Below are 26,561 nucleotides of genomic sequence, written 5' to 3' on the forward strand. Positions count from 1 at the left end.
TGAATTACAAATTTAAAAAAGGGATGATTAGAATTGTGTACTTATATTTGGCGTTTGTAGCAACGAATGTTGTAGCACAAGAAACTTCTCGAATAAAATTTAAAGGAAAAGTGACCTCTGATGTTGCGGTTATGGAAGGGATTTATGTGATAAACCTAAAAAGTGAGCAAACTTTAGTTACAGATGAAGAGGGTAATTTTTCTATTTTAGCTACAGTAGGGGATACATTACTATTCACGGAGCGGCAGTTTAAGGACGTTCGGATTGCCGTAACCCAAAAAGATTTTGAACAGGAAATGCTTACTGTAATAATGATGCCCATAGTAAATCAATTACGCGAAGTGATTGTGAGAAACGGTATTAATGCGGTGTCAATGGGAATAATTCCAAAGGGTCAAAAAAAATATACACCTGCGGAACGAAAGCTAAATACGGCCAGTAACCTTAATGCCACAGCTAACGTGGGTACTATGATGGGAGGATCTATATCAGCAGATCCATTGCTAAATTGGTTTTCGGGGAGAACTAAAATGCTTAAAAAAGAGGTTGAAGTTGAAAAAAAAGAGTCGTATTTGAGGCAGTTAGAGAATATGTTTACCGTTGACTATTTTGTAAATAAATTGAAAATACCTTCTCAATATGTCAAAGGATTTGAATATTATATCGTTGAAAACGAAAGATTCGTGACTGTTTTAAAATCTAAAAATGTGACAATGACTACTTTTTTAATGGGAGAATTAGCAGCTAAATATAAAGAAATAATCACGAGTGAAAATTAAAAATACCCTACTATTTGTTGTCTTTTTGGTTGCGCAAGTTGTTTTTGCTCAAACTGAAAACATAAAGGAAATTAAAGGAAAAGTCATCGTCGATTCTGTTGCAGTTGATCGCATTACGATTGAGAATGTGACAACGGATAAAACTGCGTTTTCGGATGTGAACGGTTTCTTTACCATAGCAATAAAAGAAGGCGATGTTTTGATATTTACTGCCGTTAATTTAGAAGGTCTCCGCAGGAAAATCATTGCGCAGGATCTACTGCAGGAAATTATTACAGTAATCATGATTCCTAAAAGTATTATTTTGAAAGAAGTTATAATCAATGAATCTTCAATCACAGCAGAAAGTTTAGGGATTATACCATACGGTCAAAAAAAATACACGCCAGCCGAGAGAAAATTATACACGGCAACTTCTGGCAACGGTATCGATGGATTGCTGAATGCAATTTCAGGCCGGAAAGCCATGCTGAAAAAGGAAATTGTGATTGAGGAAAAAGAACAATTATTAGCAAGAATCGAAATTCTTTTTGAAGATAAATACTACATCGAAACCTTAAAAATTCCCACAAATTACATTAAAGGTTTTCACTACTATTGCATTGATGATATTGGTTTTGCGAATGCATTACGATCTAAAAACAAGACAATGGTCATGTTTTTAATTGTAAGGCTTGCCGAAAATTATAATGCAATTATTGCAGATGAAAATAAATAAAATCCTACTATCGGTTTCACTTTTAACGTGCCAGATTTCTTTTGGACAAACTGCTGCTGATAAACTACTTCACGGCAAAATTAGAGTAGGTTCAGCTTCGATAAGTGGAATAAATGTCTTAAATTTAATAAACCAAAAAACCGCCGTCACAAATAGTGATGGATATTTTATTATTTTGGCAAAAGCGGGTGATGTGCTAGTTTTTACAGCTGTAAATTTGGAAATGTACAGAAAGTTAATTGAAGAAGAGGATTTGATTTTGGAGGTGTTAAACGTAAAAATGGTTTTAAAAGTAACAGCTTTGAAAGAAGTCATTGTCAATAAGGATCCAATAAATGCAGTTTCGCAGCGGGTTTTAGCTAAGGATCCACTAAAGTATACACCTGCAGAAAGACGATTGAGAACAGCAGGGGATTTCAAACCTACTATGTTATTGAATTTGATAGGTGGTTCAATGCCACTTGATCCGCTGACAAATAAAATCAATGGGAGAACAAAACGGCTCAAGAAGTTAGTTGTTCTGGAGAAAAAAGAGCAATGTGTCAAATTGATTGCTGCATTGTTTGATGAAGAATACTTCATAATCAAACTGGGAATACCTTTTGAATATGTGAGTGGATTCAAATATTACATTGTGGAAAATGAAATATTTTTAAGCGTATTGGAATCAAAAAACAAACCTAGGATTTCATTTTTTATGACGGGTTTAGCGCAAGAATATAAAGTTGTATTGTCCAGCGAAAATAAATAAATTTTTGAAGATGGTTTTATTTTGAAGTAAGAACGAAAATTAAAAGTCGTGTTTTAGCAGAAAAAGCAACATTTACATAAAAAAATCAATCCGAGATGAAAACTACACTAAAAATCATTTGTTTGCTTTTCTTTTGTCAACTTTCTTTTAGTCAAAATGAAAATAGAAAATCATTGCACGGCCAATTTATAAATGGATCCGGGTCGGTGGACAACGGATATGTTTTTAATTTGAATTCAAAAATAAGAACTTTTATTAGTAACCAAGGTTTTTTTGATGTTTTGGCGAAAGCCAAAGATACATTGCTGGTTTCAAGTCCTTCTTTCAAGTCTAAAAAGATTGTGATTCAGGAAACAGATTTTTCAAAACCTTTGTTTGTAGTAAGTTTAGAGGCGCAAACTACGCTGCTGAAGGAAGTTATTGTGAAACGGAAAGCGGAGATAAAACCAATAACTGGCAGTTCACAGGGCATCGTCGACATGCAATTTTTTGACGATGCAAAATCTTCACCAGTGAATAGAACAATGCCTTCGGATGGAACCATAGAAAATGGAATGGATTTTGTTAGGGTATATAAAATGGTTTCTAAATTGTTTAGGACTGATTCGGCAAAAAAAACAGATTTGAATTCGGCTGTAGATTTCTCAGATGTGGTTTCGAAAGGAATTGACAATTATTTCTTTACTAATACATTAAAGTTAAAAAACGAGGAAATTGGGTTTTTTCTGCAGTATTGCGAAAATGATCCAAAATCAAAAAGTCTTTTAAAACAAGAAGATGAATTTTTACTAATTGATTTTTTAATCACCAAGAACGAAGAGTTTAAAAGAATTACTACTTTTGAAAAATGAAAAAAACAATCTTAATTACTTTTTTTGGGTTATTATTTTTAACGTTGGCTTCTTTTGGCGTACATAAATTTTATGTAGCGTTATACCAAGTAAATTACGCTCCCCAAAAAGACATGCTTCAAATCACTGCTCGTATTTTTGTTGATGATTTGAATAGCGCAGTTGGAAAAAAGTACAGTAAAAAAATCAATTTGGGTTCTGAAAAAGAAACAGAGGAGGATTTGATTTTATTAAAAAAATATTTAAGCGAAAAATTCTCCATAAAAATAAATGGACAAAGCAAGCCCATCAATCTGTTAAGTAAAGAAATGGAGGGAGATGTACTAATTTGTTATTTAAGTATAAAGAAAATTCCTAAAATTAATTCACTCGAAATATACAACTCCGTTATCATAGAAGGTAATTCAGAACAACAGAATATTATGCATTTTAATGTGGCTGGTGTAAAAAATACATTATTATTTACAGAGTCCACATCCAAAGGAATGTTAAAATACGAATAAATTCAGAGAAATTTGTTTTAAATTATTATTTTCACGCACTGAATAACCATATTTTCACTTATGAAAAAATTTACATTATTATTACTTCTTCCCGCAATTTTATTTGCCCAAGAAAAAACGGCACCTGGAACAACTAGACAAACAGGAAAATACGACACCAATAAGTTTAGCCAAATGTATGATTTATTAGCAACGCCTAATATGTTTCGTACTGCTTCGGGAGCTCCGGGTCCGGCTTATTATCAGCAACAGGCTGACTACAAGATAAATGTAGAGCTTGATGACAAAAAATCTAAATTGACTGGTTCTGAAACCGTTACTTATTATAACAATTCTCCTGATACTTTAGAGTATTTATGGGTACAGCTAGACCAAAATCAAGCTGCGAAAACGTCACAAACTCCACTGGCTGAAAGCCAAAGAATGGAACAAGTTTTTCCTGCTGGAAATTTCGCAAACAAGTTTTTAAAGCAAGAGCAAGAACGTGGTTTTAACATTGAGTTTGTGAAAGATGTAAAAGGGAATCCGTTGTCCTATTCCATCAATCAAACCATGATGCGTATTAATTTATCAACTCCAATGAAACCTGGCGAAAAATTTACTTTTTCTATCAATTGGTGGTATAATATTAATAATTACAGACAGGATGGTGGTCGTTCAGGCTATGAATTATTTGAAAAAGAAGGAAATAAATTATATGTAATTGCTCAGTTTTATCCTAGAATGGCCGTTTATAATGATGTTGAAGGATGGCAGAATATGCAGTTTTGGGGAACGGGAGAATTTACACTGCCTTTTGGAAATTTTGATGTAAATATCACCGTGCCTGCGGATCACATTATGGAAGCTACAGGGGAACTGATGAACAGAAGTGATGTGTTTACAGCGGCGCAAGTAAAAAGATACGAACTGGCTCAAAAATCATTTGATAAACCAGTTGTAATTGTTACTCAGGCGGAAGCAGAAGCAAGTGAAAAAGGGTTCTCAGAAAAGAAAAAAACATGGAAATTTAGTGCTAAAAATGTAAGGGATTTTGGTATTGCTACATCTAGAAAATTTATTCTTGATGCAATGGCAGTGCAATTGACTAACAAAACAGTGATGGCAATTTCAATATATCCTAAAGAAAGTAATCCACTTTGGGGAGAAACGTCTACTAAAACTGTGGCTCATACATTAAAAAGTTATTCAGCGCACACCTTTGATTATCCTTATCCAAAAGCAGTTTCTGTTTCAGCAGAAGATCAAGGTATGGAATATCCAATGATTTGCTGGAATTATGGTCGTCCTGATGAAAAAGGGGTAACAAGTGAACGTACTAAAAACGGAATGATTGGTGTAGTTGTACATGAAGTAGGACACAATTTCTTTCCTATGATCGTAAATTCCGATGAGCGTCAGTGGTCTTGGATGGATGAAGGTCTGAACACTTTTATGCAATATATGGCTGAACAAGAAATGGGAACAAATTTCCCTTCAAGTCGTGGACCAGCAAGTAAAATTGTGCCGTACATGAGTGGTGATCAAAAATTCTTAGAGCCTATTATGTCTAATTCTGAAACGATAGTTCAATTTGGAGCTAATGCGTATGGTAAGCCGGCAACGGGTTTAAATATCCTTCGAGAAACGATCATGGGAAGAGAGTTGTTTGACCATGCGTTCAAAGTATATGCAAACAGATGGAAATTCAAGCACCCTACACCAGAAGACTTTTTTAGAACTATGGAAGATGCATCGGCTGTAGATTTAGATTGGTTTTTCAGAGGATGGTTTTACTCCACTGATTTTGTAGATATCGGAGTGAAAGAAGTAAAACAGTATTACGTGTCTGAGAAGGCAACAAAAGAATTGAAAGATGCAGTGGTAAAAAAAGGACGTTTTGGACAAGATAAAGGACCTTTTGTTTATTTAGTTCCTGGAACAAGTGATGAATTATCCGCTAAAGAGAAGAAAGCATTGGCAATTGCAGAGGTTAATTTACTATCTGACTATGTAAACCAAAACTTTTCTGCGGATGAAAGATTAAAATTAAAATCTCCTAAGTATTTTTACGAAGTAGAGTTTAATAAACCGGGAGGAATGTTAATGCCAATTATTGTTGAGTTGACATACGACGATGATACGAAAGAAACATTCAAATATCCAGCTCAAATTTGGAGAAAAAACAATGATACCGCTAAGAAAGTTTATGCAACCGAAAAAGCAATAAAAAAGATTCAAATAGATCCAAAATTGGAAACAGCTGATATTGATGTTACCAATAATGCTTGGCCAAAAGAAGAGGTAAAGTCTAAATTTGACTAAATAAAGACATAAAATTTAAAAAGACTCTGAAAAGAGTCTTTTTTTTATGAAAAAATTAAAAGTCAAAGATTCAAAATTAGGTATATTTGTAGCAATAAAAAATAGGAAATATGTTTGGCATAGGAGGAGGCGAGTTAATTTTTATCATGTTTATAGTACTCATGCTTTTTGGGTCGGATAAAGTACCGGAAATTGCCCGCACGATGGGTAAAGCGATGGCGCAATTAAAAAATGCTACAAACGACATAAAAGGTGAAATTCAAAAAGGAGCAGAGGCTAACGGATTTGATTCCAAAACATTAACCGATTTAAGAGGGAATATTACATCGCAGATCAATAAAGCTAAGGATAATCTATTGGGCGATACGTCTGAATTGAACAATATAACCGAAAATATCACCTCAGAAATTAATAAGGCCAAAGACAATTTACTGGGCGATGCGACTGAAATAAAAAATATAACCGAAAATATCACCTCAGAAATTACTAAATCCAAAGATAATTTACTGGGCGAAACAACCACGCAAATCGAAACAACTAAAGAAGTTATAGAAGACATTACAGGTCCTATAAAACGTCAAGTATAATGTTGGAAAAATTACTGTCTTTAGATACAAAATTTTTTGTTTTTTTAAATGGGTTAGGATCAGAAACGTATGATGGACTTTGGTTATTAATCACTAGGCAAAGCAATTGGATCCCTCTTTTTTTACTCCTATTATATTTTATTTATAAAGAACTTGGCGCCAAACAAACCTTGTATTTTTTACTCTTCGTAGCCGTTTTAATTACAATTACCGATCAAACAACAAACCTGTTCAAGAATGGATTTCAACGATTACGTCCTTGTAATAATCCCGAAATCAATTCCTTTATTCGCATAGTTCAAATCAGAAATTCATTTAGCTTTTTCTCTGGTCATGCTGCAAATTCAATGGCGGTGGCGACATTTTTATACTTTAATTTTAAAGATAAAATCAAATTTTTTGGCTTCTTATTCTTGTGGCCGCTCGTCTTTGCATACAGTAGAATTTACCTGGGATTGCATTATCCAATAGATATTTTATCAGGTTATATATTTGGATTTTCGTTCGGCTTTTTGATGTATAAAGGATATCAAATGGCACACAAAAATATTTTCCACAATAATAATTTTTAAATAGCTCCGGAGCTTTCTCCTGCCCTACGCTGTATCTTTTCTAGTCCTGAACCTATTTCATCCTGAAATTAGTTCAGGACTAGAAAAGGATGCCGCTTCCATCAGGGCTAAGGCATTTGTTTTCAATAAAAACATTCTGACTAAAGAACTCGGCTCACTGTCAATCCATCGCGAATAGGCAGCAAAACTGTTTCCACTCTGGAATCGGTTGCTAATACCGTATTGTATTTTAATAATACTTTCGTACTCAAATCATTGGGTTGTAGTGCTTCCAGAACTTTTCCGCTCCACAACACATTATCCGATAAAATAATTCCACCTGTATTCATTTTTGGAACAATCAATTCAAAATAGTTGAGGTAGTTTTCCTTATCGGCATCGATAAAAACCAAATCAAATTTTACATTAAGCGTTGGGATGATGTCAATTGCTTCTCCCAAATGCTGGAAAATTTGTTTTCCCCATGGTGATCTGTCAAAATGTTTTCTTTGAAAATCAACTAACTCTTCTTTGATGTCAATCGTATGCAACTGTCCGGTTTTCTGCATGCCTTCACACAAACACAATGCAGAATAACCCGTATACGTTCCAATTTCTAGAATAGTCACCGGCCGAATCAACTTAGACAACATACTTAAAACCCGTCCTTGAAAATGTCCGCTCAACATTCGTGGCAATAGAATTTTTTGATAAGTTTCCTTATTTAATGCAGCCAGTAAAGCCGGCTCTTTTTCAGAATGTTGCTGTATATACTCTTCTAATTCTTGGGAAATGAAATGCATTATCTTAAACTTTTTATTGGGTCTTGAAAAGTATTGAATATTCTAACAACGTAAATTGTGTTGTGATGGAATTGGTAAAGTATTTTGTAGTTTCGGGTAATTATTCTTCTGCAATCAATTCGGTATTCATCAATTTGAAATTGATCAGGAAAAGTTATTGAATTTAAACTTTCGAAAATTTCATCGGTTATTTTAGAGGCAACAAGGAGAGAAATATTTTTTTCTAACGAAAGATAAATGTCTTTTAAATCAAGTTTAGCATTAGCAGTCCAAAAAATGACATAATTAGTATTACTCATTTTTCCAGTTTTTCATCTCTTCAATAAGATTTTCTTGAGAAATTACTCTGTTGTATTTAATATCTTCTAATCCTTCTTCAACCTTATTCTGATATTCCGAAAGTGTTAAAGCTTTTCCATTTGCATCGTAAGAAACAATTTCATTCAAATAATTATCAAATACGGATGATACAATACGAAGTACTCTTTCGTCTGCTAAATCTAATTGAAGTTTAATTTTTTGTTTTAATTCTGGAAGCCCCATTTTTAGTAATTTATATACAAATTTACAAAAAATTATAATAGGTTTCTTTATTGTATCTGTTCTGCTATATCGATTTTTTTCTAATTTTAATCTTCTAATTCTTGGGAATTGAAATGCATTTTGGAGTTTTTTTCAATGGAAAACAAAGTTATCAAATTATCAAATCGCAAATCAACAAATTGTCATTAAATTTGCACCATGGAAATCGAGAAAAAAGACATAAGAGCCTTATCAAAAGAACAACTACGTGATTTTTTCGTCGCAAATGATGATAAAGCTTTTCGTGGGAATCAAGTGTACGAATGGTTGTGGAGCAAAGGCGCACATAGTTTTGAAGATATGACCAATGTTTCCAAGGGAACACGAACTATGCTGGAAACATATTTTGTCATCAATCACATTAAAGTAGATACCATGCAACGCAGTGAGGATGGGACTGTAAAGAATGCGGTACGTTTGCACGACGGTTTGGTGGTAGAATCAGTTTTAATACCTACAAATACAAGAACTACAGCATGTGTTTCGAGTCAAGTAGGTTGTAGTTTAGACTGCAACTTTTGCGCTACAGCGCGATTAAAAAGAATGCGAAATTTAGAGCCCGCTGAAATCTATGATCAGGTAATTGCCATTGATAAAGAAAGTCGTTTGTATTACAATCATCCATTGTCGAATATTGTTTTCATGGGAATGGGAGAACCGCTTATGAATTACAACAATGTATTGAAAGCCATTGAAATGATTACGTCTCCAGAAGGTTTAGGAATGTCGCCTAAGCGCATTATGGTTTCCACTTCGGGAGTTCCAAAAATGATTAAGAAATTAGCAGATGATGACGTGAAATTCAAATTAGCAGTTTCTCTTCACTCGGGAATCGATGAGATTCGTTCTAGAATTATGCCGTTTAGTGCTAATTTTCCTTTGGCAGATTTACGCGAATCATTAGAATATTGGTACCAAAAAACCAAAAGTAAGATCTCTTACGAATACGTCGTTTGGAAAGATATCAATGATAATAAAGCGTCAATAGATGCCTTGGTGAAGTTTTGTAAATACGTTCCATGCAAAGTGAATCTTATTGAATACAATCCCATTGATGATGGAGAGTTTCAGCAAGCTTCTGAAGAATCAATTATCGCGTACATAAAAGCACTGGAGGCAAACGGAATTGTGGTAAAAGTGCGAAGAAGCCGCGGAAAAGATATTGACGCAGCTTGTGGACAACTGGCAAATAAAGAAGCATAAAGGGTTTCTTTTGGAAAAAGATTCAAAAGAATGCACGCATTCGTAAGAATGCATGCTAAAATTGTATCTTTGAATTCTAATGAATATTATATCACAAATAAAACAGCCTATTGTCAATGAAATGGAACTTTTTGAAAAAAAGTTCTATGAATCAATGACTTCGCAAGTGGCTTTATTAAATAGAATCACCTATTACATAGTAAACAGAAAGGGAAAGCAAATGCGCCCTATGTTTGTTTTTCTGACTGCCAAAATGATGTCATCAGGAACAGTTAATGAACGAACGTATCGCGGGGCTTGTGTGATCGAACTGATACATACTGCGACATTAGTTCACGATGATGTAGTGGATGACAGCAATCGCAGAAGAGGTTTTTTCTCGCTTAATGCACTTTGGAAAAATAAAATTGCGGTACTTGTGGGTGATTATTTATTGTCCAAAGGATTATTGCTCTCTATAGATCATGGTGATTTTGATTTACTCCGAATTATTTCTGTTGCTGTACGCGAGATGAGTGAAGGCGAACTACTTCAAATTGAAAAAGCCCGAAGACTCGACATCACAGAAGATATTTACTATGAAATCATTCGACAAAAAACAGCGACGCTTATTGCTGCTTGTTGTGCTCTAGGGGCAAGATCCGTTATTGAGGATGAAATTCAGGTAGAAAACATGCGGAAATTTGGAGAACTCATTGGGATGGCTTTCCAAATAAAAGATGATTTATTTGACTATAGCGAAGATGCCATTGGTAAGCCAACCGGAATTGATATCAAAGAACAAAAAATGACTTTGCCTCTTATTCACGTCTTAAACACCTGTACTCCAAAAGAGAAAACATGGCTTATTAATTCCGTTAAAAACCATAATAAAGATAAAAAACGCGTCAAAGAAGTTATTGCTTTTGTAAAAAACAGTAACGGATTGCTATATGCCGAACAAAAAATGATAGAATTTCAGCAAGAAGCACTTTTGCTTTTAGATAATTATTTGGATTCTGAGTTTAAAGAGGCGCTAATTTTGATGGTGAATTACGTGATTGAAAGAAAAAAATAATTATTTTTTTAAATAGGTTTCTCTCGTTAACTATTGATTTTATTGAATTTTTTGGCTTTTCAATTTTAAAATCATTTTTTTTTCTATTTAAGATGCAACCTTTTTGCATTGCCACTCGTCTATACTTATAGAAACACTTTATAAAGATTTTGAAAGTAATCAACTTACATCAAGCGGAAAAGGAATTAATCCAGTTAGCTGTCGAAAATAATCGTCAGGCGCAACAGCAGATTTATACCCGGTTTTCTCCAAAAATGTTAAGCGTTTGCCGCCAATACATAAAAGACATTCATCTGGCCGAAGATATCATGCTTACTGCTTTTATGAAAGTGTTTACCAATTTGAAGAATTTTCAATACAAAGGAAGTTTCGAAGGTTGGATTAGAAGAATTATGGTCAATGAATGTATTTCGTTTATCCGAGTCGAAAAAAAGCTGAAATATAGTGACGATGAAACCTATATTGAAGAAAGTTTTAATAACATCGAAAGCCAATTTTCAATAGCCGATATTCAATTTTTGATTGACAGTTTACCGGATGGCTATAAAATGGTTTTCAATTTATATGCTATTGAAGGATTTAAACACCATGAAATTGCCACTATGTTAGGGATTAGTGAAGGAACATCAAAGTCGCAATTGTCACATGCCAGAAAAATGTTGCAAGGACAGATTAGTACGTTAAAAAGTTACAGTTATGGAACCGAATAAATTAGAAACACAGTTCAAAGAGCAATTAAATTCTCGGGAAATCAAACCATCAGAAATTGCTTGGAGCAAATTGGATGCGATGCTTACAATAGCTGAAAAACCAAAAGTTAAAATTCCTTGGTTGCTGATTGCGGCAAGTTTTACTGGATTTCTATTAGTAGGGACGATTTATTTTAATCAAAATGTAAGTAAAATAGAAAACCAGAAAAATAAGATTGTTATTCAGAATTCTGCAGTTCCAAAAATTATAATTCCTGATACTCCTGTAAAACTAAAAGCGGAGGATGAAAAAGGCTTGGTTACCAATGTTGTTCCAAAGTCAAATTACCGAACTAACAGAGTTCCAATATTAAAAGAAAGATGGAACGTCGTTAAAGATAGTTCAAATCAAAATCAAGTAGCACGAGTTTCAATCATTAATCAAAAAGCAATTCAAAAATCAATCAAATCACAAACTAGCGATGTTACAGTTGACGAACTATTAGCAGTTGCTGGAAATCCTTCTAAAAAAGAAAATCAGTTGAACCAAAAACCGGTCGTACATGTAAATGCAAGTAATTTACTGTCGCAGGTTGATGGAGAATTAGAGCTTTCCTTTCGAGAAAAAGTAATCAATAAAGTAAGCAAGAATTACCAAACGGTTAAGGTTGCTTTGACCAATCGTAACTTAGAATAAAAATCATCAATCACCTTTAAAATTAAATCACCATGAGAAATTTTACAATTTACTTTGTAGTACTGTTATGTTTTTTTGCCAGTAAAATGCTTGGACAGGAAACATTTGAAAAACGAGCAAAAATTATTGCCTCAAAAATTGAAACAATTACAAAAGAAGAAAAAGCCGCGCTGAAAATCGAAATTGGGGCGATTAATGATCAGTTAATCAACGGTACGATTACGAGAGAAGAAGCAGAGCGAAAAAAGATAGTATTGGCTGAAGCAAGAGCAATCAACATTGAATCAAGAGTGGCTCTAGAACAAAAAGCATTACAAAACTTGGTCCAGGAAAAAGTTGACGGGAAAATTAAAGAACAGGATTCGGTTCGAACCTATAGTTTTTCTTTTCACAGAAAGAACGGGAAGCAGGATTTTAATGATACTATTCAGGGGGAAAAAAGAACAACGTCGCAATTTGTTTTTGCAGCAGGATTAAATAATGTGGTGACTAATAAAAGTGTTGAAAAATCAGATTTTAGGTATTTGGGCTCTCATTTTTATGAATGGGGATTGACTTATAATACCAGAATTTTAAAAAATAGCAATTTATTACATGCAAAATACGGTCTTTCAGTGATGTACAATAATTTGCGAGTTACGGATAATAGGTATTTTATAGTGAATGGAAGCCAAACAAATCTTGAGGCAAATCCAATTCATCAGGATGATTCTCGTTTCAAGAATGTGAATTTAGTATTTCCAATACATTTAGAATTTGACTTCACAAAATCTAAAGAAAGAGATGGAAAAACCTATTTTAAAACACATGATAGTTTTCGTCTAGGTTTAGGAGGCTACGTCGGTACAAATCTAAAATCGAAGCAACATATAAATTATGATATTGATGAGTATAAGTCAAGAGAAATAACCAAAGGAAATTTTAATACCAGTGATTTCATCTATGGTTTGAGTACTTATATTGGATATAAATCTACTAGTTTGTACTTGAAATATGATTTGAATCCTTTATTTAAAGACAATGCAGTGAAACAAAACAATGTTTCTTTAGGACTGCGTTTTGATTTCAATTAAAAATTGTTTTAGTTAGTTTTTTTAAGAACCCTTTCAGAGTTTCAAACTCTGAAAGGGTTTAAATCTTTAAAAACTTTGTAACTTTGACCCTTTATAACTTTGACCCCAAATAAAATTGATTTCAAAAGCCACTATTGATACTGTTTTCGAAACTGCTCGAGTCGAGGAGGTTATTGGTGATTTCGTAAACTTGAAACGTGCAGGAAGCAATTTCAAAGGGCTAAGTCCGTTTTCTGAAGAACGTTCTCCTTCGTTCATGGTTTCTCCTGCCAAAGGAATTTGGAAAGATTTTAGTTCTGGAAAAGGGGGTAATTCTGTAGCTTTCTTGATGGAACACGAAAAATTCACCTATCCGGAAGCCATTCGCTATTTGGCCAGAAAATACAATATTGAAATTGAAGAAACGGAGCAATCGGATGAAGAGAAAGCGAATACTGATGTTCGAGAAAGTATGTATTTGGTTTCGGAATTTGCAAAAACGTATTTCCATGATATACTTTTAAATGCTGAAGAAGGGAAAGCAATTGGCTATTCCTATTTTAAAGAGCGAGGTTTTACTAATGAAACGATAGAGAAATTTGGATTGGGGTACTCCCCTGAGGCTTGGGATGCTTTTACGAAAGAAGCCTTAGGAAAAGGATATAAATTAGAGTTCTTGGAAAGTACAGGACTAACAATTCCAAGAGATGACAGGCCTTTCGACAGGTTCAAAGGGCGTGTGATGTTTCCCATACAAAGTATGTCAGGAAGAGTTCTTGGTTTTGGAGGAAGGATTTTAACCAATGATAAAAAAGCGGCAAAATACCTTAATTCTCCAGAGAGTGACATTTACCATAAAAGCAAAGTGCTGTATGGTATTTTTCAAGCCAAACAATCCATTGCAAAATTGAATAATTGTTATTTAGTTGAAGGATATACCGATGTGATTCAGTTCAATCAATCTGGAATTGAAAATGTTGTTGCTTCCTCAGGGACAGCTTTGACGCCAGATCAAATTCGATTAGTAAATAGATTAACAAAGAATATCACCGTTCTTTTTGATGGAGATGCTGCCGGTTTGCGCGCTTCCATTCGCGGAATCGATTTAATTCTTGAAGAAGGAATGAATGTAAAAGTATGCACATTTCCTGACGGTGAAGATCCGGATAGTTTTGCCAAGAAAACGTCTTATGAAGATTTAGTTTTATACCTCGAAAATAATGCAAAAGATTTCATTCAGTTCAAAGCATCGCTTTTGATGAATGAAGCCAAGAATGATCCAATAAAAAAAGCAGATTTAATTCGGGATATGGTAGTCAGCATTTCAAAAATTCCAGATAGAATTCAACGTGAAATTTACATTCAGGAATGTTCTCGAATTATGGATATTTCTGAGCAGGTGCTTGTAAGTACTTTGGCGCAATTGATTCAAAAAGATATTGTTGAGGTTGGCAAAAAGCAAAAACACGAGCAAAAGGCTTTTGAAGTTGTAAAAAATGAAAATCCAGCTGATGCAGAAAAAGTAGATACTTTAGGTATTGTAGAAAGTGAAATTATAAAAATACTTTTATTGTATGGTAATATTTCTGAAGTATTTGAAGGGATTTTGATAGATACTAATTCTGAAGGAGAAGTTGGTGATGTGGCAGTAAAGAAAGAGACAAAAGTTTATCAGGAAATTTACTTAAGTTTACAAGAAGATGAAATAGAATTTGCGACAATTTTATTTAGAGACATATACAATGATCTAATTAATATTTATTTGCAAAAGGAGAATTTCAATTTAGAACTGTATTTGATGCATTTAAAGCCAGAATTTGCCCAAGTGATTACAGATATAGTAATGAATGATGAAAAATATAAACTAGACAATTGGGAGGCTCAAAATATTTTTCCTAAAACTAAATTAGAAAAATTAAATCAAAATGTGACCGACAACTTATTTACATTAAGGTGGTATTTAATCAGTCAGTTTGTAGAAAATGCTAAAAATTCCCTTTCAAGAGAGTCTGGGGTGGACAATAGTGAAATAATGTCTGAAATTATTGATTACCATGAACTTAGAAAAAAATTCTCTTATAAAACAGGCAGAGTAGTTGTGCAATATCATTAAAAGCTCTGTATCATCTGAATTAATTCAAATAATACAAAGCCTTTGTCTATGATTACGGATTACTAATGTAATAATCCATTGTTTTTTAAAAAAATTAGGAAGAGTTATGTCGTGGTTTTAAACTATCTCTAAAGTTTTTGCTTTGTTTACCAAGTCTACTAAATTAGTGACATTTAGTTTTGTAAGTAATCGTAATTTGTACGTACTAATTGTTTTTTCGTTTAGTTTTAGAATATCGGCTATCTCATGATTTTTCTTCCCGTCACTTAGATAGCGTAACACCTCTACTTCACGATTAGAAAGCTTACGATATAAGCGTTCGCTCTTACTTTGTTTTGCAATTAATGCTAGATTTTTCTTTACGGTTTCATTGATAATTATCTTTCCTTGGTGGACTTTGACAATTGAAATCCCTAAAGTTTCTAGTTTTTCTTTTTTGTGGATGAACCCTGAGACTCCCGCTTTAATAGCATTGGGCGCATAAATTTGTTCTGAAAGACTACTGAAGATAATAATTTTAGTTTTTGGAAAATTTTTCAAGACTGCTTTAACCTCAAAAATACTGGAAAGACCTTCCAGCTCCAAATCTAAAACTAAGACATCAATCTCTTTAGTTAAAAGTATATCCCGTACCATCAAAAAATTACCAACATTGGCAACAATTGATATGTCTGCATTGTCTTTAAAGTAAGATTTTACTCCAAAGTGCACGACGGGATAATTATCGGCTATACATACTTTAATCATGATCTTTAATTTTTAGAATTATTTGTAATTGGAAATGTAAAATTAATAAATAAATTCTGTAATTAATTGTAAATCAATATAAAATGTGATTTCTTTAATCTTTTGGGATAAAACAAATAGGAATTGCTGTCATTTTATGTTGATTGGTAGTATTTAATCGCTTATAAATTTCAAATACTGCTTTTTCTCTAACTGAAAAAGCATCGGGATCCTGTTGAAGTTCATCTTGTGTCATTGCCCATTCCAATTCGTCATAACTGGCTCCTAATTGATCTTCATCTGTTCTTTCATCACCAAATAATCCGTCAGTAGGCGATGCATTTAAAATTGAATCGGGGATTTTTAAATAACTTCCCAATTGAAAGACTTCAGACTTCATCAAATCAGCGATCGGGCTCAAATCAACTCCGCCATCACCATATTTTGTGTAGAAACCCACGCCAAAATCCTCTACTTTATTTCCAGTTCCCGCTACTAATAAACTATGAATGCCGGCAAAGTAATAAAGCGTTGTCATTCTCAACCGTGCTCTAGTATTGGCAAGCGATAAATGGAGCTTATCTGTATCGGAAACAGCAGGCACTACGGTCTTAAAAGTTTCAAAAATGGAGCTCAAATCAGTTTCAATACTAGAGACATTAGGAAACCTTTTTTTTAATTGTTCAATATGTTCTCGTCCACGAGTTACATGACTTTGTGCTTGATGGATGGGCATTTCAACACATAAAACTTTTAAACCTGTTTGTGCACATAGTGTTGAGGTAACTGCCGAATCTACTCCACCGGAAATCCCAATTACAAAGCCATTTACTTTTGCATTTTCAGCATATGTTTTTAACCAATTTACAATATGGGTATTCACTTTTTCAACTTGTAATGTGCTTTTTTTAGTCATAATAGTTTACGTTTTAAAAATCAGGAATGTATATTTGCAAAATCAAGTTATTGCGCATTCGTTTCCATGGATTCTTTGGCAACAAATTTAATTAATATATATGAAAAAATATCTGTTTCTTGTAGTCTTTTGTCTCTTTATTTTGTCTTGTGACAAGAAGAATAAAGTAGAAAGTGCTGTTACGGCAATTCCTTTAAAACTAAAAGTTGTGCGCTTTGATAAAATATTTTTTGAAACACAACCACAGGATTTAGAAAACGTAAAAAAACAATTTCCGTTTTTTTTTCCTCCAGAAAATGATAATAGTGTTTGGTTGAATAAAATGCAAGATCCGTTATGGAGAGAATTGTACACAGAAGTTCAAAAAAAATATGGCGATTTTGAACCCGTAAAATTGGAGTTAGAAACACTTTTTAAACACATTAAATATTATTTTCCTACAGCAAAAACACCGAAAGTAATTACTATAATCTCTGAAATGGATTATAAAAACAAGGCTATTTATGCGGACAGTTTGGTTATTATTTCACTTGAACTGTATTTAGGGGAAAACCATAAATTTTATCAATTCCCCAATTATTTAACACAAAATTTTGACGAAAGACAAATAGCCCCCGATATCGTAACGAGTTTTTCAGAACGCCAAATACCTCCTGTATCAGATAAAAATTTGTTAAGTCAAATGATTTATTACGGAAAGCAATTGTATTTAAAAGACTTACTTTTGCCGGATTATACCGATGCCGAAAAAATGGGATATACACCAAAACAAATAACATGGTGTCAAGAAAATGAAAGTTATATGTGGCGTTATTTTATTGAAAAAGAAATGCTTTACAGTAATGATCAAAAGTTAATTTCCCGGTTTATTAATCCGGCTCCATTTTCTAAATTTTATTTGGAAATTGACAATGAATCTCCAGGAAAGGTCGGTGCCTGGATAGGATGGCAAATGGTACGCTCTTATGCAAAAAATAATGACGTGCCGTTAGTGAATTTATTAAAAACCGATGCAAAAGAAATATTTGTGAAATCAAAATACAAACCCAAAAAGTAATGTCAAATAAAAATACATCAGAAATTAAGTTTCTAATAGAATTAGATGAAAACCGTGTTCCGGAAAAATTAATGTGGTCCGCCAAAGACGGTGGGGTAGAACTAGAAGAGGCAAAAGCAATAATGTTATCGATCTGGGATAGCAAGACAAAAGAAAGCATGCGAATTGACTTATGGACTAAAGAAATGCCGGTTGACGAAATGAAAATTTTCTTTCACCAAACTTTAGTAGCAATGTCCGAAACATTTAAACGGGCTACAGATGACGAAAAAATGGCAGATACTATGAAGGATTTTTGTGATTATTTTGCCGAGAAACTGGAGCTAACAAAATAACGCAGATGCTACGGCTAAAATAAAATCCCAAAACTATATTTAGTTTTGGGATTTTATTTTTAGCAAAAAGTAAAGTTTTTAAAACTGATTGTTGTTTTTGAATACTTCTTGATTTACTTCGTCAATGTAGCTTAATAATTCTTCTTTTCCAGTAGATTCAGTTGCTGAAGTAACAAAATAATGAGGCATTTCGGCCCAATTGTTAGCAAACATTTTCTTTTTGTAAGCGGCAACGTGCGAGTCAATTTTTACTTTACTGATTTTATCAGCTTTGGTGAAAACGATGCAAAAAGGGATTTCGCTTTCTCCCATGTACGACATAAATTCAATGTCTATGGTTTGCGCTTCATGACGAATGTCAATCAAAACGAATGCACAAACGAGTTGCTCCCTAGTTTCAAAATAATCAGTGATAAATTCCTGAAAAATTGATTTTGTTTTTTTAGAAACTTTAGCATAACCGTATCCTGGCAAATCGACAAGAAACCAATTGTTATTAATTAAAAAATGATTAATTAATTGCGTTTTCCCTGGCCTTCCGGACGTTTTAGCTAGTTTTTTTTGATTCGTCAGCATGTTTATCAACGAGGACTTCCCAACATTTGATCGGCCAATAAAAGCGTATTCCGGCAAAAAGTCTTTCGGACATTTGGTTACATCGGAGTTGCTGATAACGAATTCGGCGGTATTAATTTTCATTTTTTCTAAGTGTAAAATTCTCCTTTTTAGGATTAATGTACGGATAAATGTGTGTGCGTTAACCAACCTTCTAATAAACGATTAAATTCATCAGGATGCTCCATCATAGCAGCGTGACCACATTTATCGATCCAGAATAAGGTAGAATTAGGCAACAATTTATTGAATTCTTCTGCAACATCCGGAGGCGTAACTTTGTCGTTTTTTCCCCAAATTATACACGTTTGAACGTGCATTTTTGGTAAATCTTTTGCCATATTATGACGAATGGCACTTTTGGCAATTGTCAATGTTTTTATCAATTTTATTCGGTCATTGACGGATTCGTAAACTTCATCAATAAGTTCTTTGGTGGCTACTTTTGGATCATAAAATACATCTTCAGCTTTTTTCTTGATGTATTCATAATCCCCTCTTTTGGGATAGCTATCACCCATTGCGCTTTCGTAAAGTCCAGAACTTCCGGTAATTACAAGTCCCGCCACTTTTTCAGGATACATTTTCGTGTGATACAAAGCAATATGACCGCCTAATGAATTTCCTAATAGAATTACTCTGTCTAAGCCTTTGAACGTGATGAAATCTTTTACATATTTTGCAAAACTTTTCACATTCGTTTTTAAAATGTTTTGAGTGTAAATAGGTAAATCTGGGATGATTATTTTATATCCTTTTGTAGAAAAGTAACTTGCAACAGCATCAAAGTTGCTAAGTCCACCCATAAGCCCATGTAAGATAACAATGGGAGTTCCTTCACCAGCTTCATAATAGCTATATCTACCTTCTTTTTTATAGTGTTTTTCCATTTTTTTTGAATGCGGATTTTCAATTTTGACAAATATAGGATTTAATAAATAAAAATGAATTTTTACAACAATTTTTAATTGTAAAATTATGTGCGTTGATGGAATTAAGGAGCTCCCTTTCGTCTGTTTTTAGGTTTTAAAATTCAATAATTTCAAACGTATTTCTGCCATTTTAAATTGAAATTTCAACCTATCGTACGGCCTTTTTTTAATAACATTACCTTTCTTACAAATAAAATTTTTGACAGCTAACATTCTGACAGTCCAAAAAGTAACGGTTTTTTCTCAATAATAGTTAAACTTATCAACAAAGTGGTAGATAGTGGTAAATAGTGGTATTATTTTTTATATTTTTGCTCTACATCATTTAATATTTTTTGCTTGGATACAATTATTGGAACATATGAATGTAAAGTCGATGCTAAAGGGAGGTTGCTGTTGCCGGCACCTTTAAAAAAGCAATTGGCTTCTTCACTTCAAAACGGTTTTGTTTTGAAGCGTTCCGTTTTTCAGCCCTGTCTAGAGTTGTATCCTATGAATGAATGGGATGTAATGATGCAAAAAATCAATAAACTGAATCGGTTCGTAAAGAAAAATAATGACTTTATCCGCAGGTTTACTGCCGGGGTTAAAGTGGTTGAAATCGATGCTTTAGGGCGATTATTAGTACCTAAAGATTTAGTAATGTATGCGAGTATTGCCAAAGAAGTGGTATTCTCATCAGCCGTAAATATTGTTGAGATTTGGGATAAAGATTTGTATGAAAAATCAATAAATGGCAAAGATGTTGATTTTGCGGATTTAGCAGAAGAAGTAATGGGAAATATAAATGACGACGACAATGGAATATCATAATCCGGTTTTGCTTCAGGCATCAGTAGATGGTTTAAATATTAAGCCAGACGGTATTTATGTAGATGTAACTTTTGGTGGTGGAGGGCATTCAAAAGAAATTTTGAAAAGACTCGGACCAAACGGAAAGTTATTTGCTTTTGATCAGGATGAAGACGCTTTGGCGAATGCCTTACCCGATGAAAAATTTACGCTTATCAATGAGAATTTCCGATTTATAAAACGGTTTTTGCGTTTTTATGGGGTGAAAAGTGTAGACGGGATTTTGGCTGATTTAGGGGTTTCGTCTCATCAATTTGATGTTCCGGAAAGAGGGTTTTCAACTCGATTCGATGCAGATTTAGATATGAGAATGAGTCAGAAAAATGATTTAAATGCCTACCGAGTTGTCAATGAATATGACGAAGCAAATTTAAGAAGGGTGTTCCTGGATTATGGGGAATTAAAAAATGCGCCTGCCTTGGCAAAAACAATTATAGAAGCCCGAGAGGAGCAACTGATTAAAACAACGGATGAATTAAAAGCAGTTTTGGCAAAATATTTACCAGAAAGAGTTAGAAATAAAATATTGGCTCAGATCTATCAGGCTATTCGAATTGAAGTGAATCAGGAAATGGATGTTTTGAAAGAATTTTTGGAACAATCCTTAGAAGTATTGAATCCCGGCGGAAGGTTAAGTGTGATTTCATACCATTCATTAGAAGACCGATTGGTGAAAAGATTTATGAAAAACGGAATGTTTGAAGGCGAACCGGAACGTGACTTTTTTGGTAATTTTTCAGTACCATTTAAAACAGTTGGAAAATTAATTGTACCCGATAATACTGAAATAAAGGCGAATAATAGAGCACGAAGTGCTAAATTAAGAATAGCTGAAAAGAGATAATTAGTTATGAAAAATGGAGTTTACAGCCTATTAAAAGCTAGATTTCTTATCGATGACGATGCGGTAAAAAACTGGCGGTTTATTGTTTTTGTAATTCTTTTGGCTATTGTGATGATTGCTAATACACAGCGATTTGAACAGAAAGTATTTCAGATTGCCGAGTTGACAAATAAAGTTAAAGAGTTGCGTTCAGAATTTGTGGACAGACGCTCCGAATTAATGAAATTAAAAATGGAATCGACTGTTTCTGAAAAAATGATAGAAAAAGAAATTTTTCCGTCTACAGTTCCTCCAGTTAAAATTAAAGTTAAAAAAGAAGAAGAAAAAAGCTTTTTCAAAAAATTATGGCAGTAGAAGATAAATACATATCGTACAGAATCTATCTGGTTGCATTTGCTATCTTTTTGATGGCAATTGCGATTGCTGTAAAGTTGACAAATATTCAGTGGGTGGAGGGTGATTATTACCGAAAATTAGCCAAGGAAAGAACCGTTAAAAATTTTGTGATTCCTGCAAATAAAGGAAATATCTACTCTGCTGATGGAAGTCTTTTAGCTACTTCCATTCCTAATTATGAAATACGTTTTGATGCCGTTGCGCCAAAAACGGAGGCATTCGAGAAAAATATTAAGTCATTATCAGATTCGTTAGCCACGGTTTTAGGAAAGTCATCTAATTATTTTGAAAATGAATTACGAAAAGCGAGAGCGAATAAGAACAGGTATTATTTGATTGCTCGCAAATTGAGTTACACAGAGTATTTTAAAATTAAAGGTTTCCCTTTATTTAAATTAGGGGCGTACAAGGGAGGAATTATAATTGAACAGGAAACAGTAAGAGAACATCCAATAGGTAAAATTGCCGAGCGAACCGTTGGTTATGAAAGAACTTCTCATGGTGAATCATTAGATGGAAAAGGAATTGAATGGGCCTTTAGAAAATATTTGAACGGTAAAGACGGAAAAATTTTAAAGCAAAAAATTGCAAAAGGACAGTGGAAACCAATTCGTGATATCAATGAAGTTGATCCTCAGGATGGCTATGATGTAATATCTACAATTGATGTTTATGTTCAGGATATCGCACATCACGCCTTGTTAAAACAGTTAGAATTATATGAAGCAGATCACGGTTGTGTAGTTGTTATGGAAACGAAAACGGGTCACGTAAAAGCAATTTCTAATTTAGGAAGAGCAACAGACGGAACCTACTATGAAACCACAAACTATGCAGTTGCCGAATCACACGAGCCTGGTTCCACTTACAAATTAGCGGATTTGATGGCGCTTCTTGAAGATAAAAAAGCGGACACCAGTACTGTTTACGATAGTAAAGGTGGAGTTGTGGTTTATTCAGGAAAAAAAGTAAACGATTCCCATAAAGGTGGCTATGGAAAAATTTCTCTGGCAAGAGGTTTTGAACTTTCGTCTAATACGGTTTTGGTTCAGGCAGTTTATAATGCGTATAAAAACGAGCCTTCAAAATTTGTAAATCATCTTAATAATTTTGGATTAAATAAAACTTTAGGACTTTCGATAAAAGGAGAAGGAGTGCCTTATATTCCGCAGCCAAGTGATAAAAATTGGTCGAATATTTCACTTCCGTGGATGGCTTTTGGATATGGAGTTTCTATTACGCCAATGCAAACATTAGCTTTTTATAACGCGGTCGCCAATGATGGTGAAATGGTAAAGCCCCAGTTTGTTTCTGAAATTAAGGAATGGAACAGAACTATCAAAAAATATGAGAAAGAAGTTTTGAATCCAAGGATTTGCTCGCCAGAAACTATTTCCAAATTACGAGCAGTTCTGGAAAATGTTGTCAAAAAAGGAACGGCTTCGAAATTATATTCTAAGGATTTTTCGATGGCAGGAAAAACAGGAACAGCGGCGGTGAATTACGGAAAGGCTGGAGGAGCTGGAAAATATTATGCGTCGTCTTTTGTGGGCTACTTCCCGGCAGACAAACCAATGTATTCTTGTATAGTTGTGGTGCATAAACCAAGTACAGCGCTGAATAATTATTACGGTGCGGATGTGGCTGGACCCGTTTTTAAGAGAATCGCGCAAAAGATTTTTACAGACGCGCCTTCGACAAATGAGATTAAAAATCTGGATAAAAAGATAGCACGACAAGAGAATAATTATAATTCCTACTTTGATAAATTAGAAAAGAAGTTGCAATTAATTCCAAATGTGAAAGGAATGTCTGGAATGGATGCCGTGGCTTTACTGGAGAATTTAGGTGTAAAAGTGAGGGCTACAGGAGTTGGTAAAGTGAAAAAACAATCGCTTGCTGCGGGGGAGAATATTGTTAAAAACACAACTATACTATTGGAATTATCATGAGTGTATTAAAAGACATATTATATAAAGTAGCTATCGAAGCCGTGAAAGGTTTGACGGATATTACTATTAAAAAAATGGATTTCGATTCAAGAAAAATTGAGTCCAATGATGTTTTTATTGCTATTCGTGGCTCCATTTCTGACGGGCATGATTTTATAGAGAAAGCAATTGAGCAAGGTGCTGTAGCGGTTATATGCGATACGTTTCCAGAAAGTATTGTTAAAGGAATTACCTATGTTCAGGTAAAAGATACGAATTCGGCCTTAGCATTTATGGCTGCAAATTATTTTGGAGATCCGTCTCAAAACTTAAAATTGGTTGGAATCACGGGAACAAACGGTAAAACGACCATTGCTTCTTTGTTGTATCAATTATTTAAAAAAGCAGGTTTTAAAGTTGGATTGCTTTCTACAGTGAAAATTTTAATTAACGAAGACGAATATAAAGCGACGCACACCACTCCAGATTCAATTACTATAAATCATTACTTAAAGCAAATGGTGGAAAACGGTGTTGAATATTGTTTTATGGAAGTGAGTTCGCATGGAATTCATCAAAAGAGAACCGAAGCATTGCATTTTGTTGGCGGTATTTTTACCAATTTGTCTCATGATCATTTGGATTACCATCCAACTTTTGCAGAATACAGAGATGTGAAAAAATCATTTTTCGATAATTTGCCTAAAACAGCTTTTGCATTAGTAAATATTGATGATAAAAATGGACCGGTGATGTTGCAGAATACTTCGGCAAAAAAATTAACCTATGCTTTAAAATCGTATGCCGATTATAAAGCCCAAATCCTGGAAAATCAATTGTCAGGTTTGTTGTTAAAAATAAATGGAAATGAAGTTTGGGTGAAATTGATAGGGACATTTAATGCCTATAATTTACTAGCTATTTATGGTACTGCGATTGAACTTGGAATGGAAAGTTTGGAAGTACTTCGGTTACTGTCAGATTTAGAAAGCGTTTCGGGGCGTTTTCAATTTATTGTTTCCGCTTCTAATATTACGGCAATTGTTGATTATGCACATACGCCAGATGCATTAGAAAATGTGCTAAAAACAATCAATGACATTCGTACAAAAAACGAACAATTAATTACGGTCGTGGGTTGTGGTGGGAATAGAGATAAAACCAAACGACCAGTTATGGCCGGAATAGCAACTGATTTGAGTGACAAAGCAATTTTCACTTCGGATAATCCAAGAAACGAAGATCCGGAAGTTATTATTGCTGAAATGGAAGTAGGTGTTGCCTCTCAGAATTATAAAAAAATGTTGACCATAACCAATAGGAAACAAGCCATAAAAGCCGCATGTCAATTGGCTCAGCCTAATGATATTATTTTAATTGCTGGGAAAGGGCATGAGACGTATCAGGAAGTAAATGGCATTCGCAGTGATTTTGACGACATGAAAACAGTTAAAGAAATATTAGACCAACTCCATAAATAGAAAAATATGCTGTATTACTTATTTGAATATTTAGACAAAATATTAGATGTTCCTGGAACTGGTGTTTTTCAGTATATAACCTTTAGATCGGCGTTAGCATTAATGCTTTCTTTGTTATTGTCTACCATTTATGGTAAAAGAATAATTCGTTTTTTGCAAAGACAACAAGTAGGGGAAACGGTTCGTGAACTTGGTTTAGCAGGTCAAAATGAAAAAGCAGGAACACCAACTATGGGTGGGCTAATCATCATATTTGCTACTTTGGTTCCAGTAATACTGTTTGCAAAATTGCATAATATTTATATCGTTTTATTGATTGTGACCACACTTTGGATGGGAATAATTGGTTTTATAGATGATTATATTAAAATTTTCAATAAAGACAAGGAAGGATTAAAGGGCATTTTTAAAGTTGTAGGACAAGTGGGCTTGGGGTTAATAGTTGGGACAGTACTTTATTTTAGTCCTGCAGTTACTGTACGTACGGATACAGGAAAATCGGATATTTTTAGAGCGCCAACAGAAACGGTGATTTTGCCAGCGCCAATGGAAGAAAAATCTACGGCAACAACAATTCCTTTTTTTAAAAATAATGAATTTGATTACGCGGAGTTATTAGCTTGGACTGGCGAAGGATATGAAAAATGGGCTTGGTTAATTTTTATTCCGGTGGTTATTTTTATTATAACGGCCGTTAGTAATGGTGCTAATTTAACGGATGGTATTGATGGACTCGCCGCAGGAACTTCTGCTGTTTCGGTTCTGGCGTTAGGAATATTTACGTTCGTTTCCGGGAATATAATTTTCTCCAATTATTTAAATATTATGTATATCCCTAATTCTGGGGAAATGACCGTTTTTATAGCGGCATTTGTAGGATCGCTGATTGGATTTCTTTGGTATAACTCCTATCCTGCATCTGTTTTTATGGGTGATACAGGGAGTTTGACAATAGGCGGAATTATTGCTGTTTTGGCAATTGCCGTTCGAAAAGAAATGCTGATTCCATTATTGTGCGGGATTTTTCTTGTCGAAAATTTATCGGTGGTTTTACAGGTAAGTTATTTTAAGTATACCAAGAAACGCTTTGGCGAAGGCCGAAGAATATTTCTAATGTCCCCGCTGCATCATCATTATCAGAAGAAAGGCTACCACGAAAGTAAAATAGTAACTCGATTCTGGATTGTTGCCGTAATGCTGGCCATATTATCCATTGTTACTTTAAAATTAAGATAG

General features: G+C 33.9%; 29 protein-coding genes. 22 read left to right on the forward strand and 7 right to left on the reverse strand.

All coding sequences use genetic code 11. The features are described 5' to 3' along the window. Positions 1-23 precede the first annotated feature (23 nt). From ACNQGJ_RS04210 to ACNQGJ_RS04245, 8 genes are all read left to right on the forward strand, one after another. A complete protein-coding gene (locus ACNQGJ_RS04210) occupies positions 24-779 on the forward strand; it encodes a hypothetical protein (RefSeq protein ID WP_417969772.1) in 756 nt (251 codons plus the stop codon). Then, positions 769-1,497 (forward strand): hypothetical protein, encoded by a 729-nt coding sequence (locus ACNQGJ_RS04215; protein ID WP_417969770.1) that lies wholly within the window; start codon positions 769-771, stop codon positions 1,495-1,497. The genes ACNQGJ_RS04210 and ACNQGJ_RS04215 overlap by 11 nt, the downstream gene beginning before the upstream one ends. Next, on the forward strand, positions 1,484-2,248 hold the full coding sequence (locus ACNQGJ_RS04220) for a hypothetical protein (RefSeq protein WP_417969768.1): 765 nt from the start codon (positions 1,484-1,486) through the stop codon (positions 2,246-2,248). The genes ACNQGJ_RS04215 and ACNQGJ_RS04220 overlap by 14 nt, the downstream gene beginning before the upstream one ends. A gap of 95 nt (positions 2,249-2,343) precedes the next feature. Then, complete coding sequence (locus ACNQGJ_RS04225; protein ID WP_417969766.1) at positions 2,344-3,099, forward strand: hypothetical protein; 756 nt, start codon at positions 2,344-2,346, stop codon at positions 3,097-3,099. Beyond that, positions 3,096-3,602 (forward strand): DUF6702 family protein, encoded by a 507-nt coding sequence (locus tag ACNQGJ_RS04230; RefSeq protein WP_417969764.1) that lies wholly within the window; start codon positions 3,096-3,098, stop codon positions 3,600-3,602. Before ACNQGJ_RS04225 ends, ACNQGJ_RS04230 begins: the two co-directional genes overlap by 4 nt. 60 nt (positions 3,603-3,662) lie before the next feature. Further along, a complete protein-coding gene (locus ACNQGJ_RS04235) occupies positions 3,663-5,906 on the forward strand; it encodes a M1 family metallopeptidase (RefSeq protein ID WP_417969762.1) in 2,244 nt (747 codons plus the stop codon). Positions 5,907-6,016: 110 nt separating this feature from the next. Next, complete coding sequence (locus tag ACNQGJ_RS04240) at positions 6,017-6,493, forward strand: Sec-independent protein translocase subunit TatA/TatB (RefSeq protein WP_417969760.1); 477 nt, start codon at positions 6,017-6,019, stop codon at positions 6,491-6,493. Continuing rightward, positions 6,493-7,065: a phosphatase PAP2 family protein gene (locus ACNQGJ_RS04245; RefSeq protein ID WP_417969758.1), complete on the forward strand. Its 573-nt coding sequence runs from the start codon at positions 6,493-6,495 to the stop codon at positions 7,063-7,065. Before ACNQGJ_RS04240 ends, ACNQGJ_RS04245 begins: the two co-directional genes overlap by 1 nt. 140 nt (positions 7,066-7,205) lie before the next feature. Here the strand turns inward: ACNQGJ_RS04245 and ACNQGJ_RS04250 are convergent, their stop codons facing one another. Genes ACNQGJ_RS04250 through ACNQGJ_RS04260 form a run of 3 tightly spaced genes read right to left on the reverse strand, consistent with a single transcriptional unit; the run spans position 7,206 to position 8,390 of the window. Next, positions 7,206-7,847 carry an O-methyltransferase gene (locus ACNQGJ_RS04250; protein ID WP_417969756.1) on the reverse strand — a complete coding sequence of 214 codons (642 nt, stop codon included), beginning with the start codon at positions 7,845-7,847 and terminating at the stop codon, positions 7,206-7,208. Continuing rightward, entirely contained in the window at positions 7,847-8,146 is a 300-nt protein-coding gene (locus ACNQGJ_RS04255) for a type II toxin-antitoxin system RelE/ParE family toxin (RefSeq protein ID WP_417969755.1), read from the reverse strand. The genes ACNQGJ_RS04250 and ACNQGJ_RS04255 overlap by 1 nt, the downstream gene beginning before the upstream one ends. Next, a complete protein-coding gene (locus tag ACNQGJ_RS04260) occupies positions 8,139-8,390 on the reverse strand; it encodes a hypothetical protein (protein WP_417969753.1) in 252 nt (83 codons plus the stop codon). The genes ACNQGJ_RS04255 and ACNQGJ_RS04260 overlap by 8 nt, the downstream gene beginning before the upstream one ends. A 198-nt stretch (positions 8,391-8,588) precedes the next feature. Here ACNQGJ_RS04260 and rlmN point away from each other — a divergent pair, with 198 nt between their 5' ends. The 6 genes from rlmN (at position 8,589) to dnaG (ending at position 15,240) form a co-directional block, all read left to right on the forward strand. After that, entirely contained in the window at positions 8,589-9,632 is a 1,044-nt protein-coding gene (rlmN, locus tag ACNQGJ_RS04265) for a dual-specificity RNA methyltransferase RlmN (protein ID WP_417969751.1), read from the forward strand. Positions 9,633-9,711: 79 nt separating this feature from the next. Beyond that, entirely contained in the window at positions 9,712-10,689 is a 978-nt protein-coding gene (locus tag ACNQGJ_RS04270; protein ID WP_417969749.1) for a polyprenyl synthetase family protein, read from the forward strand. 149 nt (positions 10,690-10,838) lie between these two features. Then, positions 10,839-11,399, forward strand: coding sequence for an RNA polymerase sigma factor (locus tag ACNQGJ_RS04275; RefSeq protein ID WP_417969747.1), 561 nt, complete (start codon positions 10,839-10,841; stop codon positions 11,397-11,399). Then, positions 11,386-12,075: a hypothetical protein gene (locus tag ACNQGJ_RS04280; protein ID WP_417969745.1), complete on the forward strand. Its 690-nt coding sequence runs from the start codon at positions 11,386-11,388 to the stop codon at positions 12,073-12,075. The genes ACNQGJ_RS04275 and ACNQGJ_RS04280 overlap by 14 nt, the downstream gene beginning before the upstream one ends. A gap of 32 nt (positions 12,076-12,107) precedes the next feature. Then, complete coding sequence (locus tag ACNQGJ_RS04285) at positions 12,108-13,148, forward strand: hypothetical protein (RefSeq protein WP_417969743.1); 1,041 nt, start codon at positions 12,108-12,110, stop codon at positions 13,146-13,148. Between the two features lie 115 nt (positions 13,149-13,263). Next, on the forward strand, positions 13,264-15,240 hold the full coding sequence (gene dnaG / locus ACNQGJ_RS04290) for a DNA primase (protein WP_417969741.1): 1,977 nt from the start codon (positions 13,264-13,266) through the stop codon (positions 15,238-15,240). Positions 15,241-15,357: 117 nt separating this feature from the next. On the opposite strand, the gene ACNQGJ_RS04295 is transcribed toward dnaG, so the two are convergent. After that, positions 15,358-15,987 (reverse strand): LuxR C-terminal-related transcriptional regulator, encoded by a 630-nt coding sequence (locus tag ACNQGJ_RS04295; RefSeq protein WP_417969739.1) that lies wholly within the window; start codon positions 15,985-15,987, stop codon positions 15,358-15,360. Between the two features lie 94 nt (positions 15,988-16,081). Further along, positions 16,082-16,882 carry an NAD(+) synthase gene (gene nadE / locus ACNQGJ_RS04300; RefSeq protein WP_417969737.1) on the reverse strand — a complete coding sequence of 267 codons (801 nt, stop codon included), beginning with the start codon at positions 16,880-16,882 and terminating at the stop codon, positions 16,082-16,084. A 100-nt stretch (positions 16,883-16,982) separates the two neighbouring features. Between nadE and gldB the strand changes: the two genes are divergently transcribed. Together gldB and gldC are read left to right on the forward strand one after the other, a co-directional pair. Continuing rightward, entirely contained in the window at positions 16,983-17,939 is a 957-nt protein-coding gene (gene gldB, locus ACNQGJ_RS04305) for a gliding motility lipoprotein GldB (RefSeq protein ID WP_417969735.1), read from the forward strand. After that, complete coding sequence (gene gldC, locus ACNQGJ_RS04310; protein ID WP_417969733.1) at positions 17,939-18,274, forward strand: gliding motility protein GldC; 336 nt, start codon at positions 17,939-17,941, stop codon at positions 18,272-18,274. The genes gldB and gldC overlap by 1 nt, the downstream gene beginning before the upstream one ends. Positions 18,275-18,352: 78 nt before the next feature. Here the strand turns inward: gldC and yihA are convergent, their stop codons facing one another. Together yihA and ACNQGJ_RS04320 are read right to left on the reverse strand one after the other, a co-directional pair. Then, a complete protein-coding gene (yihA, locus tag ACNQGJ_RS04315; protein ID WP_417969731.1) occupies positions 18,353-18,973 on the reverse strand; it encodes a ribosome biogenesis GTP-binding protein YihA/YsxC in 621 nt (206 codons plus the stop codon). A gap of 32 nt (positions 18,974-19,005) precedes the next feature. After that, positions 19,006-19,779, reverse strand: a complete 774-nt coding sequence (locus tag ACNQGJ_RS04320; protein ID WP_417969729.1) for an alpha/beta fold hydrolase — start codon at positions 19,777-19,779, stop codon at positions 19,006-19,008. A 381-nt stretch (positions 19,780-20,160) separates the two neighbouring features. Here ACNQGJ_RS04320 and mraZ point away from each other — a divergent pair, with 381 nt between their 5' ends. The 6 genes from mraZ to mraY are packed head-to-tail and all read left to right on the forward strand — an operon-like array spanning position 20,161 to position 26,561. After that, positions 20,161-20,634: a division/cell wall cluster transcriptional repressor MraZ gene (mraZ, locus tag ACNQGJ_RS04325; RefSeq protein WP_417969727.1), complete on the forward strand. Its 474-nt coding sequence runs from the start codon at positions 20,161-20,163 to the stop codon at positions 20,632-20,634. After that, complete coding sequence (gene rsmH, locus ACNQGJ_RS04330) at positions 20,609-21,517, forward strand: 16S rRNA (cytosine(1402)-N(4))-methyltransferase RsmH (protein WP_417969725.1); 909 nt, start codon at positions 20,609-20,611, stop codon at positions 21,515-21,517. The genes mraZ and rsmH overlap by 26 nt, the downstream gene beginning before the upstream one ends. A 6-nt stretch (positions 21,518-21,523) precedes the next feature. Continuing rightward, positions 21,524-21,871 carry an FtsL-like putative cell division protein gene (locus ACNQGJ_RS04335; RefSeq protein ID WP_417969723.1) on the forward strand — a complete coding sequence of 116 codons (348 nt, stop codon included), beginning with the start codon at positions 21,524-21,526 and terminating at the stop codon, positions 21,869-21,871. Beyond that, positions 21,862-23,865, forward strand: coding sequence for a penicillin-binding protein (locus ACNQGJ_RS04340; RefSeq protein ID WP_417969721.1), 2,004 nt, complete (start codon positions 21,862-21,864; stop codon positions 23,863-23,865). Before ACNQGJ_RS04335 ends, ACNQGJ_RS04340 begins: the two co-directional genes overlap by 10 nt. After that, positions 23,862-25,325 carry a UDP-N-acetylmuramoyl-L-alanyl-D-glutamate--2,6-diaminopimelate ligase gene (locus ACNQGJ_RS04345; protein ID WP_417969719.1) on the forward strand — a complete coding sequence of 488 codons (1,464 nt, stop codon included), beginning with the start codon at positions 23,862-23,864 and terminating at the stop codon, positions 25,323-25,325. The genes ACNQGJ_RS04340 and ACNQGJ_RS04345 overlap by 4 nt, the downstream gene beginning before the upstream one ends. Before the next feature lie 6 nt (positions 25,326-25,331). Continuing rightward, positions 25,332-26,561, forward strand: a complete 1,230-nt coding sequence (mraY, locus tag ACNQGJ_RS04350; protein ID WP_417969717.1) for a phospho-N-acetylmuramoyl-pentapeptide-transferase — start codon at positions 25,332-25,334, stop codon at positions 26,559-26,561.

This window comes from Flavobacterium cryophilum, assembly GCF_048286555.1.
In the GTDB taxonomy this organism is placed as follows: domain Bacteria; phylum Bacteroidota; class Bacteroidia; order Flavobacteriales; family Flavobacteriaceae; genus Flavobacterium.

What these genes read in the sequence shown, in the direction of transcription:
- ACNQGJ_RS04220 (WP_417969768.1), top strand. Translation starts at nt 1,484, where the DNA reads ATGAAAATAAATAAAATCCTACTATCGGTTTCACTTTTAACGTGCCAG.
- ACNQGJ_RS04240 (WP_417969760.1), top strand. Translation starts at nt 6,017, where the DNA reads ATGTTTGGCATAGGAGGAGGCGAGTTAATTTTTATCATGTTTATAGTA.
- gldB (WP_417969735.1), top strand. Translation starts at nt 16,983, where the DNA reads ATGAAAAAATATCTGTTTCTTGTAGTCTTTTGTCTCTTTATTTTGTCT.
- ACNQGJ_RS04285 (WP_417969743.1), top strand. Translation starts at nt 12,108, where the DNA reads ATGAGAAATTTTACAATTTACTTTGTAGTACTGTTATGTTTTTTTGCC.
- ACNQGJ_RS04335 (WP_417969723.1), top strand. Translation starts at nt 21,524, where the DNA reads ATGAAAAATGGAGTTTACAGCCTATTAAAAGCTAGATTTCTTATCGAT.
- ACNQGJ_RS04270 (WP_417969749.1), top strand. Translation starts at nt 9,712, where the DNA reads ATGAATATTATATCACAAATAAAACAGCCTATTGTCAATGAAATGGAA.
- mraY (WP_417969717.1), top strand. Translation starts at nt 25,332, where the DNA reads ATGCTGTATTACTTATTTGAATATTTAGACAAAATATTAGATGTTCCT.
- ACNQGJ_RS04320 (WP_417969729.1), bottom strand. Translation starts at nt 19,779, where the DNA reads ATGGAAAAACACTATAAAAAAGAAGGTAGATATAGCTATTATGAAGCT.
- ACNQGJ_RS04280 (WP_417969745.1), top strand. Translation starts at nt 11,386, where the DNA reads ATGGAACCGAATAAATTAGAAACACAGTTCAAAGAGCAATTAAATTCT.
- ACNQGJ_RS04210 (WP_417969772.1), top strand. Translation starts at nt 24, where the DNA reads ATGATTAGAATTGTGTACTTATATTTGGCGTTTGTAGCAACGAATGTT.
- ACNQGJ_RS04255 (WP_417969755.1), bottom strand. Translation starts at nt 8,146, where the DNA reads ATGAGTAATACTAATTATGTCATTTTTTGGACTGCTAATGCTAAACTT.
- ACNQGJ_RS04235 (WP_417969762.1), top strand. Translation starts at nt 3,663, where the DNA reads ATGAAAAAATTTACATTATTATTACTTCTTCCCGCAATTTTATTTGCC.
- yihA (WP_417969731.1), bottom strand. Translation starts at nt 18,973, where the DNA reads ATGAAAATTAATACCGCCGAATTCGTTATCAGCAACTCCGATGTAACC.
- ACNQGJ_RS04230 (WP_417969764.1), top strand. Translation starts at nt 3,096, where the DNA reads ATGAAAAAAACAATCTTAATTACTTTTTTTGGGTTATTATTTTTAACG.
- ACNQGJ_RS04295 (WP_417969739.1), bottom strand. Translation starts at nt 15,987, where the DNA reads ATGATTAAAGTATGTATAGCCGATAATTATCCCGTCGTGCACTTTGGA.
- rlmN (WP_417969751.1), top strand. Translation starts at nt 8,589, where the DNA reads ATGGAAATCGAGAAAAAAGACATAAGAGCCTTATCAAAAGAACAACTA.
- ACNQGJ_RS04345 (WP_417969719.1), top strand. Translation starts at nt 23,862, where the DNA reads ATGAGTGTATTAAAAGACATATTATATAAAGTAGCTATCGAAGCCGTG.
- rsmH (WP_417969725.1), top strand. Translation starts at nt 20,609, where the DNA reads ATGACGACGACAATGGAATATCATAATCCGGTTTTGCTTCAGGCATCA.
- ACNQGJ_RS04245 (WP_417969758.1), top strand. Translation starts at nt 6,493, where the DNA reads ATGTTGGAAAAATTACTGTCTTTAGATACAAAATTTTTTGTTTTTTTA.
- ACNQGJ_RS04250 (WP_417969756.1), bottom strand. Translation starts at nt 7,847, where the DNA reads ATGCATTTCATTTCCCAAGAATTAGAAGAGTATATACAGCAACATTCT.
- ACNQGJ_RS04225 (WP_417969766.1), top strand. Translation starts at nt 2,344, where the DNA reads ATGAAAACTACACTAAAAATCATTTGTTTGCTTTTCTTTTGTCAACTT.
- nadE (WP_417969737.1), bottom strand. Translation starts at nt 16,882, where the DNA reads ATGACTAAAAAAAGCACATTACAAGTTGAAAAAGTGAATACCCATATT.
- gldC (WP_417969733.1), top strand. Translation starts at nt 17,939, where the DNA reads ATGTCAAATAAAAATACATCAGAAATTAAGTTTCTAATAGAATTAGAT.
- ACNQGJ_RS04260 (WP_417969753.1), bottom strand. Translation starts at nt 8,390, where the DNA reads ATGGGGCTTCCAGAATTAAAACAAAAAATTAAACTTCAATTAGATTTA.
- ACNQGJ_RS04340 (WP_417969721.1), top strand. Translation starts at nt 21,862, where the DNA reads ATGGCAGTAGAAGATAAATACATATCGTACAGAATCTATCTGGTTGCA.